Origin of the sequence: Tepidibacter sp. Z1-5, from assembly GCF_037844525.1 — a bacterium.
GTDB lineage: Bacteria > Bacillota > Clostridia > Peptostreptococcales > Peptostreptococcaceae > Tepidibacter_A.
In genome coordinates this window covers 225,024-247,005 of sequence record NZ_JBBMMD010000036.1, presented here as the reverse complement: position 1 = coordinate 247,005, position 21,982 = coordinate 225,024, and the positions used below count along the sequence as shown (strand labels likewise).

At 27.8% G+C, this 21,982-nt stretch carries 19 protein-coding genes, 1 pseudogene, 1 riboswitch and 1 other annotated feature; of the genes and pseudogenes, 3 read left to right on the top strand and 17 right to left on the bottom strand.

Translation table 11 applies throughout. The annotated features are described in order from the left end of the window. Positions 1-2: 2 nt before the first annotated feature. The 15 genes and pseudogenes from WJW32_RS09700 to WJW32_RS09635 form a co-directional block, all read right to left on the bottom strand. Positions 3-566, bottom strand: coding sequence for an anthranilate synthase component II (locus tag WJW32_RS09700; protein ID WP_340257752.1), 564 nt, complete (start codon positions 564-566; stop codon positions 3-5). Continuing rightward, positions 547-2,031, bottom strand: a complete 1,485-nt coding sequence (trpE, locus tag WJW32_RS09695) for an anthranilate synthase component I (RefSeq protein WP_340257751.1) — start codon at positions 2,029-2,031, stop codon at positions 547-549. Before trpE ends, WJW32_RS09700 begins: the two co-directional genes overlap by 20 nt. 157 nt (positions 2,032-2,188) lie before the next feature. Beyond that, positions 2,189-2,450 (bottom strand) — a binding site (T-box leader). Positions 2,451-2,542: 92 nt separating this feature from the next. After that, on the bottom strand, positions 2,543-3,655 hold the full coding sequence (hisC, locus tag WJW32_RS09690; protein ID WP_340257749.1) for a histidinol-phosphate transaminase: 1,113 nt from the start codon (positions 3,653-3,655) through the stop codon (positions 2,543-2,545). Between the two features lie 35 nt (positions 3,656-3,690). After that, the gene (gene aroQ, locus WJW32_RS09685; RefSeq protein WP_340257748.1) at positions 3,691-4,122 is read right to left on the bottom strand and encodes a type II 3-dehydroquinate dehydratase; all 432 of its coding nucleotides are present in this window, start codon (positions 4,120-4,122) and stop codon (positions 3,691-3,693) included. Positions 4,123-4,144: 22 nt separating this feature from the next. Beyond that, on the bottom strand, positions 4,145-4,645 hold the full coding sequence (locus tag WJW32_RS09680) for a shikimate kinase (protein ID WP_340257747.1): 501 nt from the start codon (positions 4,643-4,645) through the stop codon (positions 4,145-4,147). Then, entirely contained in the window at positions 4,642-5,472 is an 831-nt protein-coding gene (gene aroE / locus WJW32_RS09675) for a shikimate dehydrogenase (RefSeq protein ID WP_340257745.1), read from the bottom strand. Before aroE ends, WJW32_RS09680 begins: the two co-directional genes overlap by 4 nt. A gap of 22 nt (positions 5,473-5,494) precedes the next feature. Continuing rightward, the gene (pheA, locus tag WJW32_RS09670) at positions 5,495-6,643 is read right to left on the bottom strand and encodes a prephenate dehydratase (protein ID WP_340257744.1); all 1,149 of its coding nucleotides are present in this window, start codon (positions 6,641-6,643) and stop codon (positions 5,495-5,497) included. Beyond that, positions 6,631-7,731, bottom strand: a complete 1,101-nt coding sequence (gene aroC, locus WJW32_RS09665) for a chorismate synthase (protein WP_340257742.1) — start codon at positions 7,729-7,731, stop codon at positions 6,631-6,633. The genes pheA and aroC overlap by 13 nt, the downstream gene beginning before the upstream one ends. Beyond that, positions 7,709-9,010: a 3-phosphoshikimate 1-carboxyvinyltransferase gene (aroA, locus tag WJW32_RS09660; protein WP_340257740.1), complete on the bottom strand. Its 1,302-nt coding sequence runs from the start codon at positions 9,008-9,010 to the stop codon at positions 7,709-7,711. The genes aroC and aroA overlap by 23 nt, the downstream gene beginning before the upstream one ends. 27 nt (positions 9,011-9,037) lie before the next feature. Continuing rightward, positions 9,038-10,096, bottom strand: coding sequence for a 3-dehydroquinate synthase (gene aroB, locus WJW32_RS09655; protein ID WP_340257738.1), 1,059 nt, complete (start codon positions 10,094-10,096; stop codon positions 9,038-9,040). 2 nt (positions 10,097-10,098) lie between these two features. Further along, on the bottom strand, positions 10,099-10,947 hold the full coding sequence (locus WJW32_RS09650) for a prephenate dehydrogenase (protein WP_340257736.1): 849 nt from the start codon (positions 10,945-10,947) through the stop codon (positions 10,099-10,101). Between the two features lie 13 nt (positions 10,948-10,960). Then, positions 10,961-11,974 (bottom strand): 3-deoxy-7-phosphoheptulonate synthase, encoded by a 1,014-nt coding sequence (gene aroF, locus WJW32_RS09645; protein WP_340257734.1) that lies wholly within the window; start codon positions 11,972-11,974, stop codon positions 10,961-10,963. 673 nt (positions 11,975-12,647) lie between these two features. Further along, positions 12,648-13,097 (bottom strand): annotated as a pseudogene (locus tag WJW32_RS14935) (IS701 family transposase); the annotation flags it as partial. Between the two features lie 76 nt (positions 13,098-13,173). Then, positions 13,174-15,189, bottom strand: coding sequence for a methyl-accepting chemotaxis protein (locus tag WJW32_RS09640; protein ID WP_340257732.1), 2,016 nt, complete (start codon positions 15,187-15,189; stop codon positions 13,174-13,176). A 161-nt stretch (positions 15,190-15,350) separates the two neighbouring features. Continuing rightward, a riboswitch (cyclic di-GMP riboswitch) is annotated at positions 15,351-15,437 on the bottom strand. A 175-nt stretch (positions 15,438-15,612) separates the two neighbouring features. Then, entirely contained in the window at positions 15,613-16,398 is a 786-nt protein-coding gene (locus tag WJW32_RS09635) for a histidinol-phosphatase HisJ family protein (RefSeq protein ID WP_340257730.1), read from the bottom strand. 420 nt (positions 16,399-16,818) lie between these two features. Here WJW32_RS09635 and WJW32_RS09630 point away from each other — a divergent pair, with 420 nt between their 5' ends. Genes WJW32_RS09630 through WJW32_RS09620 form a run of 3 tightly spaced genes read left to right on the top strand, consistent with a single transcriptional unit; the run spans position 16,819 to position 18,823 of the window. After that, complete coding sequence (locus WJW32_RS09630) at positions 16,819-17,472, top strand: PspA/IM30 family protein (protein ID WP_340257728.1); 654 nt, start codon at positions 16,819-16,821, stop codon at positions 17,470-17,472. Positions 17,473-17,486: 14 nt separating this feature from the next. Then, complete coding sequence (locus WJW32_RS09625; protein WP_340257726.1) at positions 17,487-18,143, top strand: hypothetical protein; 657 nt, start codon at positions 17,487-17,489, stop codon at positions 18,141-18,143. Between the two features lie 14 nt (positions 18,144-18,157). Further along, a complete protein-coding gene (locus tag WJW32_RS09620; RefSeq protein ID WP_340257724.1) occupies positions 18,158-18,823 on the top strand; it encodes a hypothetical protein in 666 nt (221 codons plus the stop codon). Positions 18,824-18,850: 27 nt separating this feature from the next. Here WJW32_RS09620 and rny read toward each other — a convergent pair whose 3' ends face one another. Beyond that, positions 18,851-20,389: a ribonuclease Y gene (gene rny / locus WJW32_RS09615; protein ID WP_340257722.1), complete on the bottom strand. Its 1,539-nt coding sequence runs from the start codon at positions 20,387-20,389 to the stop codon at positions 18,851-18,853. A 306-nt stretch (positions 20,390-20,695) separates the two neighbouring features. Next, positions 20,696-21,715, bottom strand: a complete 1,020-nt coding sequence (recA, locus tag WJW32_RS09610) for a recombinase RecA (RefSeq protein ID WP_340257720.1) — start codon at positions 21,713-21,715, stop codon at positions 20,696-20,698. Positions 21,716-21,982: the final 267 nt, after the last annotated feature.

Genomic DNA, 21,982 nt, shown 5'->3' with positions numbered 1-21,982 from the left:
ACTTATAATTCTAAAAAATTTTTTAATATTTTTTTCCCACCCTTAGTTGAAATGGATTCTGGATGAAATTGCAATCCATATATAGGATACTTTTTATGCTTTAAACCCATAATTTCTCCATCTGAACTTTGAGCAGTTATAATAAGTTCATCTGAAATAGAATTTTTTTCTACAACTAAAGAGTGATATCTTGTTACTTCTAATGGATTTTGAACATCTTTAAATAAATCTGTTTCATTATGTTTAATCATAGAGGTTTTCCCATGAATCATTTTATTAGCATGAACTATTTTTCCTCCAAATACTTCTCCTATTGCTTGATGCCCTAAACATACTCCAAGTACAGGAATGTCTTTTCCTAATTTCTTAATAACATCTTTTGATATCCCCGAATCACTTGGAAAACCCGGCCCTGGAGAAATTATTATATGTTTAATATCCATTTTCATTAATTCTTCTATTTTAATAGCATCATTTCTAAATACTCTAACATCTGGATTTATTTCTCCTATATACTGATATAGGTTATATGTAAACGAATCATAATTATCTATTATTACAATCAATATTCTCCCCCCCTACTTTTTTTATTGTCTCAATAAGAGCTTTCGCCTTTCTTAATGTTTCATTATACTCACTTTCTGGATTAGAATCAGCAACAATTCCAGCTCCTGCCTGTATATAAGCAGTATTATCTTTAAATACAACAGTTCTTATAGCTATACATGTATCCATATTGCCGTTAAAACCCAGATATCCAATTGCACCTGCATATACACCTCTTTTGTTATTTTCTAGTTCATCAATTATTTCCATAGCTCTTACTTTTGGTGCTCCAGATACTGTTCCAGCAGGCTGACAAGCTGCTAAAGCATCATACATATCGTATTCTTTTTTCATTTTTCCAATTACATTTGATACAATATGCATAACATGAGAATACTTCTGTATTTCCATATATTGATTTACTTTTACTGTTCCAAATTCTGATATTTTACCAATATCATTTCTTGCAAGATCTACAAGCATCAAATGTTCTGCTCTTTCTTTTTCATCTTCTAATAATTCTTTAGAGTACTTATCATCTTCTTTTACATCTTTTCCTCTAGGTCTTGTTCCTGCTATAGGACACGTTTCTACTATACCTTTATTTGCCTTTACTAGTAATTCTGGTGATGAACCAACTATTTGATAATCTCCAAAATCTATATAATACATATATGGTGATGGATTAAGAGTTCTTAACGTTCTATATGCTTTAAATGGATTAATACTTGTTTTAACCTCAAGTCTTTGTGATAATACAACTTGAAATATATCTCCATTTCTTATATATTTTTTTGCTTTTAAGACTTTTTGCATAAATTCTTCTTTCGTTTCATTGCTTGCATATTTTATTTCTTCTAAATTTTCTTTTTGTTCTTCAACATAAAAATTATTTTCTAATATTTCTTTTTTTATTTCTTTTAATCTGTTTATCCCTTGTTCATAACATTTTTTTATATCATCTTTTATTAATGTATTAACAATGATTTTTATCTTCTGTTTTGTATGATCATAAGCAATTACCTCTTTTGTAATTAAAAGATGTACATCTGGCATTTTTATATCATCTTTATTTACATTAGGTAGTTTTTCATAATTTCTTATAATGTCATATCCCATATATCCTACTGCTCCACCTGTAAAATCAGGCATATTGTCAATCTTAGGAGCTCTATAATCATTAATTAATTCTTTAATAATTTCTATTGAATTTCCTTTTTTATTAATAACTTTGTCTTCTTTATTAATAATTACCTCATCGCCATTGCATTTTACAATAATGAATGGATTCCTCCCAATAAAAGAAAACTTTCCCCATTTATTACCATTTTCTAGACTTTCTAAAAGAAAGCTATTTTTACTTTTACAAAGCTTTCTATATAAAGTAATTGGTGTATCCATATCTCCTTCTATTTCCATACAGATAGGAACCATTTTTGAATCTTTACTCAGATTCTCGAATTTGTAATAATCTGGATAAATCATATTGTCACCTCTTTTTTATAATAAAAAAAAGCATTCCATCCCTATAATTAGGGACGAAATACTTTATATTCCGCGTTGCCACCCTGATTAGATATAATACTACCTTCTAAAAAAGTAACAAAATTGTACAGAAAATAAAAAAACACTTCATCCTAATATATAGGACGAAATGTTTATATTCCGCGTTGCCACCTAATTTAAAATAGTATCACTACCATCTCTCTTCCAAATACAGAAATAGACCTATCTATTTCGATACTCTGTCCCTATAACGTGAGACCCACGACAAGTGATACTCTCCTAAGATTTCACACCGCTTCTCATAGAACCATTCAGTAACCAATTCATATCGGGCTTCCACCATCCCCAACTCTCTATAACTTCATGTATTACTTACTTTTTCTAATCGCCGAATTTTTAATATTCATAATTTTTGTTATTTTTATTATTTTAACATCATTCATCTCATTTGTCTAGTAATTATTTCTAACTTTTTATATTTTACCCTTATTTAAGCATGTATCTTATTTTCTTCTAATACTTCTTGTAATGCATCTATAAATTTTTGAGTTTGATCTTTAGTTCCTGTACTAACTCTTAACCAGTTTTTCCAGTTCCAAAAATATCCGGGTCTTACTATGATTCCTTTTTTGAGTAATTCTTCAAATACTATTTTTGAATCAACTCCAACATTTACGAATACAAAGTTTGAATTAGACTTTATATAGTCTATATCATTTTCTTCAAAGTATTTTTCCATCATTCCCATACATTCATAGTTAAGATCTACAGTTTTATCTATATGATCAGAATCATTTAAGGCTCCTATCCCAGCAGCTTGAGCTAACCTATTAACATGAAATACCATCTTCATCTTATTCATAGCACTAGTTATTTCACTTGATGTAAGTAAATATCCAACTCTTACTGATGCAATTCCCGCAGCCTTTGAGAATGTTCTAAGTATAATAGTATTTGGTCTTTCTCTTAATATCTCTAAAGAATCTGGATACTTATCATTTTTTACAGCATACTCATAATAAGCTTCATCAAATACTAAAACTACATCTTTTGGAGTATTCTTTACTAAGTAATCAATATCATCCTTAGTCATTATATTTCCAGTTGGATTGTTTGGATTACATACATAAATTAATTTTGTCTTGTCGTTGATCTTTTGCACAAATTTTTCAAAATCATGCTTATAGTCTTTAAGATTTATTTGGTGAGCAACTCCACCCATAAAAAGAACTTCACTCGCATATTTCCCGAATGTAGGGTTAGCCATTATAGCCTCATCGCCTTCATTTATAAAAGTTTGAGCTATTATTTTTAAAAGTTCTTCCCCACCATTACCTATGACTATATTTTCATGCTTTAGATTATATTTTTTACATAATCCGTCTTTTAACTTAGTACAGTTAGGGTCTGGATATATATGTATACTATCTAATTCTTTTTTAATTTCATCAATAGCCTTTGGAGATGGCCCTAATGGACTTTCATTAGATGCAAGTTTTTCAATATTTTCTATATCTAATTCCTTCTTCAATTCATCTACAGACTTTCCCGGTATATACGGTTTTATAGAAGCTACTTCTTTTCTAAACAGATTTTCACTCATAATTCCAACCCCTTATTTTCACATTATATATCAATTTAAATATTCATATTTACAAATCCCATCATAGCCATAACATATCCATAAATTCCAAATCCACAAATTTGCCCGATACATGCAGGAGCAGTTACAGATTTTCTTCTATATTCTTCCCTTGCATGAATATTACTTATATGAACTTCAATGGTTGGTATTTGTACTGCTTTTAAAGCATCATATATTGCTATGCTGTAATGAGTATATGCTGCAGGATTTATTATAATTGCATTATAAACACCATAAGCATTTTGTATATAGTTTACAATTTCACCTTCTATATTACTCTGAACTATATCTATTTTTAGTAATAACTCTCCTGCTTTTTCATATAAGTATGAACATATTTCTTCATATGTTTTTTCACCATATATATCTTTTTCTCTAATACCTAAAAAATTAATATTAGGGCCATTTATTATTAGTACTTTCAAGGATTTCATCTCCTTATTTTATTTAATCTACACATTTAATTATTCTACCTACAACTTCATTTAATTCTGCATCATTAATTATCTCATAGTCACAATATTTCTTATAAAGGTAATACCTTTGTTTAAATAGGTTATAAATTTTGTCTTTTCCATCTTTTAATAAAGGTCGTGAACTTATATCAACATCAGAAATTATGTCTTCTATGGGCCTGTTAACAAATATTATTATTCCATTTTTATTAAGTCTTTCTATATTCGAATATAACTTCACTACCCCTCCCCCAGTAGATATAACCATAGAGGACTTACTACTCACCTCTTCTACTGCCTTACTTTCAATTTTTCTAAAATAATCTTCTCCATAATTAAATATATCTGTAATGCTTTTTTCTTCTCTTTCTTCGATATATTTATCTATGTCAATAAACTCCATACTTAATTTTTGAGCTAAAATGTCTCCTATAGTTGTCTTGCCACATCCAGGCATTCCTATAAGAACTATATTTTTATTTATCTTTCTCATTCATTATTACCACCTTGCAGTATTGAATTAATTTTATAATAGATCTTATCACAGATAGCACTATCAATTTCTATGTTATTCCATAATTCTTGTGCTTTTACAGCTTGACCTATCAACATATACAGCCCATTTATAGATACTAACCCTAATTCATCTGCATATTTTAAGAATAAAGTTTGTGTAGGATTGTATATCAAATCAACTGCTACTTTAAATTTTGACATATCTTCTTTATTAATAGGAGAAATATTTACATTAGGATGCATTCCACATGGTGTGCAGTTTATTATTATATCTTTTTGTTTTATATTTTTTATTTCATCATATGATATTAATTTAAATTTTTTGAATTTTACATCCACTTTATTAATATCCCTACTTACAAATACAATATCATTTATTTCTTTATCTAAAAGATATTGAACTACAGCCTTTGAAGCTCCTCCAGTTCCAAGTATTACAGCAGTTTTATTCTTAACATTAACATTATATTTATTAAGCATTATTCCAAACCCATAGTAATCAGTATTATATCCAATAGTTTTATTATCTTTAAAACATATTGTATTTACTGCTCCTATTTTATTAGATTCTATTGATATATCATTTAAATATTTCATTATATCAACCTTATACGGTATAGTAACATTTGCTCCTTTTGCTTTTAATGCATTTAATCCACACACTGCATCTTTTAAATGTTCATTATTAACTTCAAATAAATGATAATTCCCATCTATACTTAACTCTTTAAATATTATTGAATGTATTATAGAAGAGAAGCTGTGGCCTAGCTTTTCTCCTATAAGTCCATATAAACTACTCAAAGCAATCCCCCTTTTAAACTTTTTATATTTTATGCGATTTGTAATTTCCAAGTAATTTAAAATATATGCTCTCTTTTTCAATTAATTTAATTGTTTCTTTTACCACTTCATCCCTCAAGCAACCTTCAAAATCTATATAAAAGAAATATTCCCATGATTTATCAATAATAGGCCTTGATTCTATTTTTGTCATGTTCAAATTATTTTGAGCAAAATACTTTAGAACGTTAAAAAGAGTACCTGGTTTGTGTGAAATAGAAAACAATATGCTAATTTTATTGCAATCATTATTTATTTCAAGATTTTTACCTATTACAATAAATCTTGTATAATTACTTTGATTAAAATTTATGTTAGCTTCAAGTATATCTAAATCGTATAATTGTGCTGCTTTTTTACTAGATACAGAGGCTTTCGTTTTTGAATTTTCATTCTTAATAAACTTTGCACTAATAGCTGTATTACTATAAGGAATTAATTTCCACCCAGGATATTCTTTGAAAAATTCACTGCTCTGTTGAAAAGCTTGAGAATGTGAATATACCTCTTTGATATCTTCTATTTTAGTACCTTTAACTACTAGTAAATTATGATCTACTTTTAAACATTTCTCACCTATTATATAAAGTCCATATTTACGTAATAAATCATATATTTCTGATATTCCACCAGTAGACGAATTTTCAATAGGAAGTACTCCATAATCTATATCATTATTTTTGAGTGCTTTAAAAACATCTTCAAATTCATTTAGATTTTTAGTTTTAGCATCTTCTCCAAAATACTCTATAAGAGCCTGTTCACTAAAGGATCCCGGAACGCCTTGAAAGCCTACTATATATTCATTTTCTTTATTTTTGTATATTGTATTCTTTGTTTTATGTTTTTTTTTATCACTTATATCAATATACTTTCTTAATTGATCTTCTTGAATTAATCTGCTAATATCCATAATACTTTTTAAAAATTCTTGTGCTGATTTTTGAAAATATTTATTTTTAAGATAATTAGTATTTTTACTTAAAACTTGTTCTTCTCTGTATATATTCAGTATGGGAAAATCATTTTCATATTTGTATTCAGCTATTTCTAATACTTTTTCCATTCTTTTTTCAAATAACTTAATAAGTTCTTTATCTATACAATCAATATCATTCCTTAAATTATCCATTTTACCCCCTCCCTTTCTATCACTAAATCTAACAAAGATACAGCACAAGCAGCTTCAACAACTGGCACTGCTCTTTGTACAATACATGGATCATGGCGTCCCGTTACATTTATTTGTATATTTTCTCTTTTAGATATATCAATTGTTTTCTGCACTTTTCCTATTGAAGGAGTAGGTTTAAATGCAGTTCTAAATATAATAGGCATACCACTTGTAATTCCACCGAGTACTCCTCCATTATTATTTGTATAGGTTTTAACCTTATCTTCATCTATAAAAAATTCATCATTAGCCTCAGAACCTTTCATTTTAGTAATATCAAATCCTGCTCCAAATTCAACTCCTTTTACTGCTGGAATAGAAAATATTATATGAGCAAGTTTACTTTCAACTGAATTGAAAAATGGCGAACCTATTCCTACTGGGAAGTTTATTACTGCTGTTTCTACTATTCCTCCTACAGAATCCTCTTCTTCTTTTTCTTTTAAAATTAATTCTTTCATTTTTGTCCCTATTTCATCATCAATAACAGGAAAATCTTTTTTTACTATTTCTTTCAAAAATTCACCTTTAAGATTTACCCAATCAAAATACTCTTCATTTATATTACCTATGCTTTTTATATGACTTCCAATTATTATATCTTTTCTTTCTAAAATTTGCTTTGCTACTGCTCCTGCAAAAACTAATGGTGCAGTTAATCTTCCTGAAAAATGTCCTCCCCCTCTATAATCATTAAAACCTGAGTATTTTATATATCCTGTATAATCGGCATGACCTGGTCTCATAATATTTTTTATAGATTCATAATCTTTCGAATTTTGATTTGTGTTATATATAACAGCACATAATGGTGTTCCTGTTGTTTTATTGTTAAAATATCCACTTAATATATCAAACTCATCTCTTTCTTTTCTTGGTGTAGATATTTTATTCTTACCTGGTGCTCTTCTTTGCATTTCGTTATTTATATAATCAAAATTTAATTCTATACCTGCTGGAAGACCATCTATAACTATTCCTATAGCTTTTCCATGAGACTGCCCAAAGATTGAAAGCTTTATATTATTCCCCCATGTTCCACTCATCTATTTTTCCTCCTAGCTTTTTAAAATCACTCCAGAATGTTGGATAAGATTTTTTTACAGCATCGCTATTTTGTATAATAACAGGTTCACTGCATTTTATAGAAGCAATTGCTAACGCCATGGCTATACGATGATCATTCCAACTATCAACAGTTCCACCTTTTAACCTTTCTTTTCCATTAATCAACAACCCATCTTCTAATTCTTTAATATCTGCACCTAATTTATTTAACTCTGTGGCTATTGCTTTTAATCTATCTGATTCTTTTATTCTAAGTCTAGCAGCATTGATTATTTTTGTAGTTCCAACACTTAAAGATCCTAATGTTGCAAGTATCGGAACAAGATCTGGACATTGAGAAGCATCAATTACTATTCCCTCTGTTTTTGAATTTTTAACTTCAATAAATTCATTATTTATAACTATATCTCCACCCATATTTTTTACTATATCTAAAATAGCTTTATCTCCTTGAAGAGAATTAACATTCAAATCAATGCATTTAATATTATTTCCTATTATTCCTGCAACAGTCCAAAAGGCCGCTTGAGAAAAATCTCCTTCTACTCTATAATCATTAACTTCATATTTTTGATTTCCCTTTATATAAAACTCTTTATAGTTATTATTTTCTATTTTTATAGAAAACTTATCTAAAACATCAATTGTTAAATCGATATACCCCTTTGATTCAAGATCAGTTGTTATTACTATTTTAGAATCTCCATTAAGTATTGGTAATACAAACATAAGTCCAGTAATAAATTGAGAACTTACATTTCCTTTTATTTCAAAAGTTCCTGGTTTTAATATTCCATTAACATTTAGAGATGATTTTTTATTATCATTTAAATACTGTATACCCTGTTTTTTAAATATTTCATAATAAGTATCAAGAGGACGCTCTAAAAGTTTTCCTCTACCAGTAAAAGTTATACTTTCTCCAGTCAAGCAAGCCATTGGTATAAAAAATCTTAATGTAGAGCCAGATTCTTTACAATCAATTTGATTATTTATTAGCTTTAATGTTTCATTTCCTTTTATTGAAATTTTACTTGTTCCACTCTCTGAATCTATTTCAGTTTTTTTAACTTTTATCCCTAAAGATTTCATACCTTCTAATGTGGCAATAATATCATCAGAAAATGCAATATTTTCTATATTACTTATTCCATCACTAAGTCCCCCACAAATTATAGCTCTATGGCTAATGCTTTTAGATGGTGGTATTCTAATTTCTCCTTCAAGTATTGACGGTGTTATTTTTACACATTTCACTCTAAAAACTCCTTTTGTCATCTAAATTTATATATACATATTCATATCTTTTCTATCTATTTTCTTTAAAAAACTATCTCCTATTCTTTTTAGCAAGATAATATTAATATCATTTCCTTTATTTTTCTTATCTAAATTAATAGTTTCGATAACTTCTTTTTTATTCATATTAGGCAGTTCATATGGTAGTTTATATTTAATCAGTATTTTCTTTATTTTATCTAATGTTCCTTTTTGAGTTATACCCATATTCTCGCTTTTTTTAGTTATATGATACATTCCTATTGCTACAGCTTCTCCATGAGTATACTTTTCATATTTAAAATGTTTTTCTACAGTATGACCTAAAGTATGCCCAAAATTTAATATCATTCTCTCTCCTGTGTCTTTTTCATCACTTTCTACGATATTCTTCTTTATTTTGCAGCATCTATATATTATTTCTTCTATACTATCAAATAACTCTTTATTACTATTATATTCAAGTAGATTTTGAAATAAATTTTCATCCCTTATACAACCATACTTTATTACCTCAGCCATTCCGTCATATAAAAATCTTTTATCAAGAGTATTTAATAACTCTGGATCTATGTAAACTGCTTCTGGATGATAAAAGCTTCCTATAAGATTTTTACCTTTAGGTAAGTTGACAGCTACCTTTCCACCTACACTGCTGTCAATTTGTGCAAGTAGAGATGTTGGAATTTGTACAAATGGTATTCCTCTAAGTAGTGTAGAAGATACAAAACCAGTTAAATCTCCAACAACTCCTCCACCAAATGCTATTATTAAATCTGCTCTAGTTATTTTAAAATCCAAAAGCTCATCATAAACATTTTGAAGAACATCTATTGATTTACTTTTTTCACCAGGCTCTAAAACAATCATTTTGACTTCAAAATCATTTTTAAGATTATCTCTTATTTTTTGTCCATATATTTTTTCAACATTTGCATCTGTAATTACAGCTATTTTCTTGTTTTTGTATATTTTTTTCAACTCTTCTCCAATGTTATTCATCAGCCCTTTTTCAATATATATAGGATAATTTTTCTGAGGAAGATTTATATTTAAAGTATGCATAATTACATTATCTCCCCTCTCTTAAGTTTTCCTTTTTCAAATATAGATTCTAATGAATCAATATCTTTATTTATTATTAAATTTTTAATCTGAGATAAATTTTTTTCAAAAATATCTATCTTTTCTATTATATTTTTCCCATTATCTATAAACACTTCTAACCAAAGCTGAGTATTCATATTTGCTACCCTTGTAGCATCTTTAAAACTTCCTCCAATAAATAAATTTGTATTTTCCTCAATATCACTATTCACAAGAGCTGATGCTATTATATGAGGTAATTGACTTGTAAAAGCAATAATTTCATCATGCTTTTTCGGACTAACTTTAACTATATTTTTACAACCTATACTTTTAATAATTTTTTCTAAAATCTCAATATTTTCTTTTTTATTTTTATCTGTAGGAGTGATTATATAATTTGCATCATTAAATATATCCTTTGATGCAAACCCAATCCCATTACTTTCTCTTCCTGCCATTGGATGAGCACCAATAAAATCTAAGTCTTTACGTAAAAATGAATTTATTTTTTCTAGTATTTTATGTTTAATACCTGCAGTATCAGTTATTATAGCTCCTGATTTAAAATTATTCATATTATCATTTATAAATTTTATTGTTAATTCTGGATATAAACATATAATTACAATATCAGAATTTTTAAGTGGAATTTCAGGTTGCAAGTACCCCTCATCAATTATCCCCAAACTCTTTGCGGTTTTAATAGCATCTTCATCTATATCAACAGCCCATAAATTCTTAGGTTTTAATTTATTTAATGCCATTGCAAAAGATCCCCCAATAAGTCCTAACCCTACAATAGTTATATTAAAATCCAACTCATCCAAATACATCACCCCATTATATTTCTTTATTTTCTATATCCGCTATTTGTTTTAACGAACTCATTAAAGATTTGAATTTTTCAGGTTTAATAGATTGCTGCCCATCACACTTAGCATTAGCAGGATCATTATGAACTTCTATCATTAGTCCATCTGCACCAACTGCCATGGCTGCTTTAGCTAATGGTTCAACTAACCACCATAGTCCACCTGCATGACTAGGATCTACAATTATTGGCAAATGGCTGTGTCTTTTTATTATAGGTATAGCACTTAAATCTAAAGTATTTCTTGTGTATTTTTCAAAAGTTCTTACACCTCTCTCACAAAGTATTACATTTTCATTCCCTTCTGACATTATATATTCAGCTGACATTAAAAATTCTTCAATGGTAGCAGACATACCTCTTTTCAATAAAACAGGTTTGTTCGTTTTTCCTACCTCTTTCAATAAATCAAAATTTTGCATATTCCTTGCACCTATCTGTATAACATCTACATCTTCTACAAATTTTTCTATAACATCAGCAGACATAAGTTCTGTAACTATAGGAAGACCGGTTTTTTCTCTTGCTAATTTTAAAAGTTCAAGTCCTTCCCCTCTTAATCCTTGGAAACTATATGGTGATGTTCTAGGTTTGAAAGCTCCTCCTCTTAAAAATGTAGCACCTGCTTCTTTAATATCCTCAGCAATACTTAGAATTTGTTCTTCACTTTCTACAGAACATGGACCTCCAATAACAGCAAATTTATTTCCTCCAATACTGTTACCATTAACTGTAACTATAGTGTCTTCTGGATGAAAAATTCTATTTACTTTTTTATATGGTTCCTGTACATTCATTAATTTATTTACATTTCTATTTGATTGAATAATAGTTGGATCAATTTTGCTTGTATCGCCAACCAAACCTAAAATGGTATAATTATCTCCTATTACTTCATGAACTTGACACCCTAAACTCTGCATTTTAACCTTAATTTTTTCAATTTCCCTTTCTTGTGTTTCTGGTTTCATAACAATGACCATATTAATTACCTCCTTAAATTTTTTATATAAAAAAGAAGACCCATCTAATGAGTCTTCTTTGTTTTGGTATATGTTATTTAAAAATATATATTAAAAAAACTAATATATCTTTTTTTATACACAAATACATAACATTTTATTATTCTCATTAGAAAGATGAATTTTTATTTTTTTGTATAACAACCATCCAGCGCTATAAAAGTAAAAATAGCTCCAGCTAAAAAAGTAAAATTTAAATTGTTCTACATTTCCCTTTCTAATAAGTTTTTCCATTTTACATACCTCCAAAATAATTTTGTTTTGATTTTTTTAATTTTTATATAAAAAAAGAAGACCCGTCTAATGAGTCTTCTTTGTTTTAGTATATGTTATTTAAAAATATATATTAAAAAAACTAATATATCCTTTTTTATACACAAATACATAACTTTTTATTATTCTCATTAGAAAGATAATTTTTTATTTTTTTGTATAACAACCATCCAGCGCTATAAAAGTAAAAATAGCTCCAGCTAAAAAAGTAAAATTTAAATTGTTCTACATTTCCCTTTCTAATAAGTTTTTCCATTTTACATACCTCCAAAATAATATTCCGTTAATGATAGTTTTGTTATTTTTAGTAATTATATCAAATATTCAGAAAATGTCAACATAAACACAAGCAATAACACAATATTTTTTTGCAACTATCACAAAGAACATATCCTACTTTAACTGGCTTTGGAAGAGACTTAATTATATTACAAGCGATATCTATTATTTTGCTCATATTATTTTTATCATAAATTTCTATTAAATAGGGTAAAACTAGACCATCGCAAGAAAGTAAATCAAGTACAATTTGGTGACCATAAACAGTCTTTTTCTTTAAATGTGAGTTATGAAAGAAACACTTTTCAATTGGATTTACAACCTTTGACGAGGGCTTAGTTTTTTCTGAAATAGTGTCATCAATAATTACATATATAGGTTTACCTGTTTACTTTGATCTAGACCAAATTAAATCTATTGACTTGTTTTTTTAAGAATTAAAAATCAGTTTTTCATTCCATGAAGATTTAGATAAAAATCTTGTAATACTAGTTCTGTGTTTAGGAGATGAAAATTTGGAGACATCATTTAATAAAATTTAAAAATAAATAAAAAGCCATGACTGATAATTTATAATCTAGCCGTGGCTTTCATTCAGATCTACCTTATTATATTTTAAATTTACTTATTTCTTTATTTAAATTTATTGCAAGCTCATTAAGAGAGTCTGATGCTTTTGCAACTTCCTCAACAGCACTTGCTTGTTCTTGCATCGAAGCACTAACTTCTTCTGATGCTGCTGCTGTTTCTTCTGATACACATGATATATTTGTTATAGCCTGTACAATATTATCTTTATCATTATTAATATTAGTGACATATTCACCAATAGAGTTAATCTTCTCTGTAATTTTATCAATAGATTTTATAATTACATTGAATGAATCATTAACATGAGAAACTGCATTTGATTGACTTATAGTGCTTTCTTTTGCTTTATTCATAATTTCAACAGTTTTATTACTATCATTTTGAATATTAATAACAATTTCCTTTATTTCATTAGCTGCATTACTTGAACTTTCTGCAAGCTTTCTTATTTCATCAGCAACTACTGCAAATCCTCTTCCTGCTTCACCTGCTCTTGCTGCTTCTATAGAAGCATTTAATGCTAGTAAATTAGTTTGATCTGCAATTGAACTTATTGTATCTAATATATTAGCTATATTTTTTGCCTTATCATTCTGCTCAAATATTGCTTGTCCAACTTTCTTAGTTTCTTTATTATTTAATTCTGTTATTTCCTTTAGTTCTTCTATAACTTTAACCCCTATTAAATTAGCATCTATAACTTCTTTTGTAGAATTTAACATATCATCAGTACTTTGCGAAAGTTCATTAAGTTTATTCGCCAAATTAGATGCTAAAGCGGATCCTTTCTCCGATTCACTGGCTTGATTAGAAGCTCCTTTAGCTATCTCATCTACAGTTCTTGATACTTCTTCAGCGGATGCACTAACCTCTTCTGAAGTTCCTGCTAAGTTTTGTGCAGACTTATTAACTTCCTGCGATGTATTTTGTATATTATTTATAAGTTTTCCAATATCATCAAGCATTTCATTAAATCCTTCTCCAATTTGACCTATTTCATCTTTACTTTTAAAATTACATCTTATTGTAAAGTCACCTTTTTGTATTTTTTTCATATTATCTAAAAGTATCTTTATAGGTTTTGTTAAATTCTTAGAAAACAAAATAGAAGTGATTCCAGCTATCAATAAAGAGATAAATCCTATAATTAATGTATTATCAAATAAAACCTTAGTATCATCTTTAATTTCATCAACATACATAGTTCCAATAACAGTCCATCCTAATTTATCTATTTTAGTAAATAATGCAATTTTATCTTTTGAAAATCCTTTTTCATCTTTAGAATATGGTACGCTCCCCTCATTAGTTTTCTGTATAGCTTCTTCAACTTCTTTTATATCTATACGAGTTCCTATAAGTTCTTTATTTTTATGAGTAATAAGTTTTAAATCTTCATCTACTAAAACAGCATAACCATTTTTCCCAATTTTAAGTTTATTTACTTTAGTTGAAAAATTTTCTAAAGATATATCTACTCCCAATACACCAACCAATTCATTATCATTATAAGTATTATATACAGGTATATAAACAGTTGTAACCATTTTTCCAGTAACTATATCTTTATACGGTTTTTCCCACACTATATCATTCTTACTTAAAGTATTTTTATACCAATCTTTTTCAATAGGGTCATATCCTTCTGGTAGGTCCGCTTGAGGATATAAATACATACTTCTATTTATCGTAGCTAAATAAATACTTTGAACAAATGGATGAGCTTCTTTATAACTTTTAAAAGTTTCCATCATCCACATTTGTGAATCTAGGTTCGATATAACTTGTTGAACATTTGGATCACGAGACATTTGAATAATATTAAATTCATTTTCTTCTATAAAAGTTGCCATATTTTCTTCTATTCGCTTAACTATTTGAAAAGAGTTATCTTTTAAATTCTCTTTTAGAATAGCTGTTGATTTAAAATACGAAGTTATTCCTAATGCACTTAGTGACATGGTTATTAACAAAATAAATACTATAATAAGTTTAGATCCTATTTTATTTTTAAAATTCAACATTTTTTTCATTTAAACACCCTACTCCTTATTCTTATATTCTTTTATATCTTTCCTAAGCTTTATAATTTGAAATAAAAAAACATCTATGATTTCATAGATGCCTATTAATATACAAAATAATTAAGAGTTATAATACCATTCAAAATATATAACTCTAACATATTAATAATTTTGGCAGTCTGTCAATCATAGGATTATCATCCCTTAGACACATAACTTTGCGTCCTTACCTTTCAATAAGTTTGCCATTATCGTAATCTCTTTTAAATTATACAGACCTATACTATGTACGATACTCAATTCCTATTCCACTAATTATTTTACTATAAATTTACATAATACTCAATATTATTTTACATTTTGATCCAAAATAGATTTCTAGCTCAATGTTTAGACGAAAAATCCATATCATATTTACAAAAAAATATCCCATCATGGGATATTTTTAAATTCTGGTTTTCTCTGTTTGAATGTAGTAATTTTTTTAAAACCTATATTTTTTAATATATCGTATGCTATGTCAAAATCTGCACATATATCCTTTGATTTATGAGCATCAGATCCAACAGTTATTATTTGACCACCTAACTCGTTATACCTTTTTAATATGTCTACTTGTGGATGTACACTGTCTAAACCATATCTATACCCCGATGTATTAACTTCTATTCCACAGTCATTATCAATAGCTTTAGTTAATATAGAATCTATTATATCTATATAGTCACTATACAATAACTTTTGATCATCCCTGGTGTATCTACTTATAAAATCTAAATGTCCTAATATGCTGTAATTCTTAAATTTTTCTATACTCTCTAGCATATTCTCAAAATATCTAAGATAAGCATTTTTTAAATCCTTATCTTTAAAAAAATCTCCATTACAAATATCAAGCCTATCTACTGTATGAGTTGATAATATAGTAAAATCAAAAGGATACTTATCAATTAACTTTTCTATATCATCTATTACATGATGTTGAAATCCAATTTCAGCTCCTAACAAAATATCTATTTTATCTTTATATTTATTTTTCATTTCATTGTACATTTTTAAGTATTTATCAAAATCAATCAATTCAATATCATACTCTACATGATCAGTGAAAGCCATTTCATTGAGTCCCATAGAAATTCCTTTTTTTATAACTTCCTCAACAGGAGTATCACAGTCAAAAGAAAACTCTGTGTGCACATGGTAATCACATATATACACTATAATAGCCTCCTTGTATAATGTCATATTAAAAATTTATCTAGAGTAAAAACTCTATTTAAATTAAGTTTCGCTTTATCATTGTTAGTATTTAAAAATTCAAAGTATTTTATTCTAAACAAATAATGTATCAAATGTTTACATTTAATATGTATATAACCTATTAAAAAAATGTAAAAATAGCATTATGTAGTTTCAATAACTACGTGTTGTATTTTTAAATATTTTTTCTTATTATATTTATAGCATTTTTAAGAAAGCATTAGTATTTGTAAGTTATTTATATATAATATCATTTTTCAATCGTTTTTCACTCTAAATGGCATTTTCATTTTTTGTATTTATATATTATCATAAGTACATCAAGTAGTTTTAAAAACCACTTGTGAATATAATTAAATGATATGGAGGTATGTTTAAATGGGAATTTTTAAAAGATTAAACAACATTATAAAAGGAAAAGCAAATAGTGCATTAGATAAAGCAGAAAACCCTATAGAGCTTTTAGATCTTAAGATAAGAGAAATGGAAGAAAGTCTTAATAAGGCTAAATTATCTTCAGCTGAAGTAATAGGAAATGCACACTTAATAAAGAAGCAAATGGATGAAACATTAAAAGAATCTAATGATTTTGATGAAAAAGTCAAGCTTGCAATGAGTAAAAATAATGAAGATTTAGCTAAAAAAGCTTTGCAAAAGAAAATAGAATCCGATAAAAAATATGAGAGTTTAAAAACATCTTATGATGAAGCTAAGATAAAAGCAGATCAATTAAAATCAAAACTTATAAGCTTAGAAGATGAAATTAAAAAGACAAGACATTACAGAGATGAAGCTGCTGCAAGACTTAATAATGCTGAAGCATCTCAAAAGGTAAATGAGATATTAGCAAATATAGATAATGGGTCTAATAGTATTGATTTAGATGATATTGAAAGAAAAATTTCTAAAAAAGAAGCTTTAGCAGAAGGTATGTCTGAACTTAAAGATAATTCAGATTCTCTAGATGAAGAATTTGAAAAATTAGAAAATGATATAGATTTAGACTTAGAACTTCAAAAATATAAAAACTAGTTAAGGTGGTTAAAATGGATTCTAATTTATTTGAAAATGAAAAAAATAAATATGAAAAAATATACGTAGATATAAATTATGCAATAAATGATATAAATGAGTTTTTATCAGAAGATAGAATAAACCAAAGAAAATATATATCTAGATCAAATATATTAAAAGATTATATAAAGCTTATAGATGCTTTAGAATCTAAATATAATAAAAAATCTATTTTTAAAATCTTTGAAAAAGAAGATTATTATATAAGCAAATTAAATAAATACAAGAAAGAACATGAGTCTCATTTTAAGCAGATAGAAAACTGCTTAAAATGCTCATGCTTTAGATGTATAAAAGAATGTAATTTCGATACTTGCCTTGGATGCAGATCAAACTCGAAAATAGTGACATGCGATCATAAAGAGGTAAATTGTACAGGATATAGTGATTATACTTTAAATCTTACAAATAATGATACAAATGAAGAAGATACGTATAAAGTGTTATCTACTATACAGGTATTAAATGATAATAAGAGGTATATCGTCATTCAAAATATACATAATCACGAAGAAAAGTATATATTATATCACTATCCTGGTATAAAAGAAGATACTTATGGAGAAATATCGGATGCTTGTGAATTCGATTATGTAGCTCAAATATTTAATTCTTGCAACTTAGATTAAGGGGATGTATTTTTATGAATAAAAATTTCAAAAGAATATTTTTATCTATATTCTTGATATTTACATTATTGTTTTCTCAAATAATGATAAATACTGCTTATGCTAAAACAAGAAGCGGCTCCTATTCTAAACCTAGGAGTTCTTCTTATACTAAATCATATAAAAGTAATTCTTCTTCATATCAAAAACCCAAAAGCAGTAATAGTAGCTTAAAGACTTCTAATTTTAAAAATAGTACCGATACCAAAGATAGTAATTATAAAACAATGGATACATATTCTACTACTCCAAAATCTAGTAACTCTGGATTAAAAAGCGGAAGTTTTTCAAACACTACAAAAAGTAACACAAATGATTCTAGCTCTTATTCAAATACCAAGGATACTACATATAAAGACTCTGAACCTAAAAGTTCTATGAAAAGTGGAAGTTTCTCTAATAGCACAAAAGACACTAAAAATGAAAAAATATCTGATACTTCAAATAAGAAACAGGTCTTTAATGATCAAGACTATACTCCAAAAAGATCCCATAACTTTTTTAATTTTAGATATCCATTTTACAGCAATCATGGATTTTACGGTTTAGGACTTAGCTTTTTTGATATAATTATATACTCATTTATTATAATAATGATATTAGTATGTGTAGTTTCTATAATAAGAAATAGATTTAAATAGAAAAAGTAGCCCTATGGGCTACTTTTTCTATTTTGCATATTCTATTGCTCTTGTTTCTCTTATTATGTTTACTTTTATTTGTCCTGGATACTCTAATTCATCTTCTATTCTCTTAGTTATTTCTCTAGCAAGTAAATGCATTCCTTCATCTTTAACATTTTCAGGTTTTACTATTATTCTAACTTCTCTACCAGCTTGAATAGCATATGATTTTTCTACTTGATCATATGAATTAGATATTTCTTCTAGTTTTTCTAGTCTCTTTATATAAGCTTCTAGTGTTTCTCTTCTTGCTCCTGGTCTTGCAGCAGATATAGCATCCGCAGCAGTAACTAGAACTGCTTCAACAGTTTGAGGTTCATAATCTCCATGATGAGTTGACATAGCATGAATTACATCTTTAGATTCTTTATATCTTCTAAGTAAATCCATTCCTAACTCAACATGAGTACCTTCCATCTCATGATCTACAGCTTTTCCTATATCATGTAATAATCCTGCTCTTTTTGCAAGCTTTACATCCGCTCCAATTTCAGCTGCCATTATTCCAGCTAAATGAGATACTTCTATAGAATGTTTAAGAACATTTTGACCATAACTTGTCCTATATTTAAGTCTACCAAGTAACCTTATAAGTTCTGGATGAAGTCCATGAACACCAGTTTCAAAAGTAGCTTGTTCACCTTGCTCTTTTATTATATTTTCGACTTCTTTTCTTCCCTTTGCAACCATTTCTTCTATTCTTGCTGGATGTATTCTTCCATCTGATATTAGTTTTTCTAACGCAATTCTTGCTACTTCTCTTCTTATCGGGTCAAAACCTGATAAGATTACAGCCTCTGGAGTATCATCTATTATCAAGTCTATACCTGTTAAGGTCTCAAGGGTTCTTATATTTCTACCCTCTCTTCCTATGATTCTTCCCTTCATTTCGTCATTAGGAAGATTTACTACCGTAACTGTAGTTTCAGCAACATGATCTGCCGAACATTTTTGAATTGAATATGATATTATTTCTCTAGCTTTTTTCTCAGCTTCTTCTTTAGCAGCAACCTCTATTTCCTTTATCATCATTGACATTTCATGTCTAACTTCTTTTTCTGTATTAGTCAATATAATATTCTTTGCCTGCTCTGATGTAATTCCTGAAAGACTTTCTAACTTTTCAATTTGTTTAGTTTTTATTTCTTCTATATCTAATTCTTTTTTTACTATCGTTTTTAATTTTTCATTCAAATTAGATTCTTTTGATTCTAGTGCTTGTAGTTTTCTATCTATACTTTCTTCTTTATGAACTAATCTCTTATCATATCTTTGAAGTTCACTTCTTCTTTCTTTATTTTCTTTTTCCACTTCACTTCTCATTTTATGAGATTCTTCTTTTGCCTCTAATAATTTTTCTTTTTTTATAGTCTCAGCATCTTTTTCAGCTTTTTCTATTATTTGCTTAGATACTTCTTCTGCAGCTCCCGTCTTTTTCTCTGCTATATTTTTACGCGCCATATAACCGACTAAGATTCCGATTCCAGTCCCTGCTACAACTAATAATATTTCTATAATCTCCACCTCCCTTTTCTAAAGTAAAATTCAATCCACATTGTTATCTGAATGAATTAAATTCAACTAATTCAACCCTAAAATCTCTGGATTAAACGAAAATAATCTATTTATATTTTTTATTTTTATTTCAAACATAAATAGTAAAATTTAAGTCATTAAAATAGCTAAACTAAACAAAGTCTTTCTTTTCATTTTCTAATTAAAAGATGCACTTAATCAAAAATATATAGAGACATAGGTCTCTATATATTTAAGAGTCTCTTACTTCTTAATTGTATAATTTTTTGATTAAAGTGTCAAGGTTTACACCGCTTATTCAGTAGCTGCGTCTGTCTCTTCACATTTTATTAGTCCATAATGAACTCTTACTTTATTATCTATTTCTTCTACTAATTCATTATTTTCAGCTAAGAACTTTTTAACATTCTCTCTTCCTTGTCCCAATTTTATATCGTTATAATTATACCAAGAACCTGATTTCTTAACTATATCAACTTCTACAGCAACATCTAATATATCTCCAATTTTTGATATACCTTCTCCATACATTATATCAAATTCACATTTTTTAAATGGAGGTGCTACTTTATTTTTAACTACTTTAACTCTTGTTCTACTTCCAAGTATATTATCTCCTTGTTTTATAGTATCACATTTTCTAACGTCAAGTCTTACTGACGAATAAAACTTTAATGCTCTACCTCCACTTGTAGTTTCTGGATTACCAAACATTATACCTACTTTTTCACGAAGCTGATTTATAAATATTGTAACTGTATTTGACTTTTTAATAGCTCCAGTTAGTTTTCTCAATGCTTGTGACATAAGTCTTGCTTGTAAACCTACATGTGAATCTCCCATTTCTCCTTCTATTTCTGCTTTTGGAACAAGTGCTGCAACCGAGTCTATTACAATTATGTCTACAGCTCCACTTCTTATTAATGCTTCTGCTATTTCTAAAGCCTGCTCTCCTGTATCTGGTTGAGATACTATCAAATTGTCTATATCTACTCCTAATGCCCTTGCATATACAGGATCAATAGCATGCTCTGCATCAACAAATGCAGCTATTCCTCCCGCTTTTTGTGCTTCTGCTACTGTATGCAGTGCTACTGTTGTCTTACCAGATGATTCTGGTCCATATATTTCTACTATTCTTCCCTTTGGAAGACCTCCTATTCCAATAGCTATATCAAGTCCTATCGATCCTGTTGATATAGCTTCTATATTCATTTTTGTATTTTCACCAAGTATCATTATAGATCCTTTACCAAAGTCTTTTTCTATTTGAGAAAGAGCCATGTCTAACGCTTTTTTCTTATTTTCATTCATAATTAACCCACCTTTCATGTGAAGAACAGACGTTCTATGTAGAATTATATATTATATTTTCTTTATAGTCAATTATGTATTATATTATTCATATTATTTTAACTAAAATCTTCTACAATCAAAATAAGACCTTAAAATCTAGCATAGATTTCAAAGTCTTATTTATCCGAAAGCTAAGAATTCTAAAACTCTATCCTGTTAAGGCTAGAGATAAAAATTCTACAGCTTCTGGATTAGTTCAACTAGAAATCCAGATGGAATAAAAAC

Coding starts and splice junctions, on each gene's coding strand:
- trpE (WP_340257751.1), bottom strand. CDS start 2,031: ATGATTTATCCAGATTATTACAAATTCGAGAATCTGAGTAAAGATTCA.
- hisC (WP_340257749.1), bottom strand. CDS start 3,655: ATGAGTGAAAATCTGTTTAGAAAAGAAGTAGCTTCTATAAAACCGTAT.
- WJW32_RS09680 (WP_340257747.1), bottom strand. CDS start 4,645: ATGAGAAAGATAAATAAAAATATAGTTCTTATAGGAATGCCTGGATGT.
- pheA (WP_340257744.1), bottom strand. CDS start 6,643: ATGGATAATTTAAGGAATGATATTGATTGTATAGATAAAGAACTTATT.
- aroC (WP_340257742.1), bottom strand. CDS start 7,731: ATGAGTGGAACATGGGGGAATAATATAAAGCTTTCAATCTTTGGGCAG.
- aroB (WP_340257738.1), bottom strand. CDS start 10,096: ATGCATACTTTAAATATAAATCTTCCTCAGAAAAATTATCCTATATAT.
- aroF (WP_340257734.1), bottom strand. CDS start 11,974: ATGGTCATTGTTATGAAACCAGAAACACAAGAAAGGGAAATTGAAAAA.
- WJW32_RS09640 (WP_340257732.1), bottom strand. CDS start 15,189: ATGAAAAAAATGTTGAATTTTAAAAATAAAATAGGATCTAAACTTATT.
- WJW32_RS09630 (WP_340257728.1), top strand. CDS start 16,819: ATGGGAATTTTTAAAAGATTAAACAACATTATAAAAGGAAAAGCAAAT.
- WJW32_RS09625 (WP_340257726.1), top strand. CDS start 17,487: ATGGATTCTAATTTATTTGAAAATGAAAAAAATAAATATGAAAAAATA.
- WJW32_RS09620 (WP_340257724.1), top strand. CDS start 18,158: ATGAATAAAAATTTCAAAAGAATATTTTTATCTATATTCTTGATATTT.
- recA (WP_340257720.1), bottom strand. CDS start 21,715: ATGAATGAAAATAAGAAAAAAGCGTTAGACATGGCTCTTTCTCAAATA.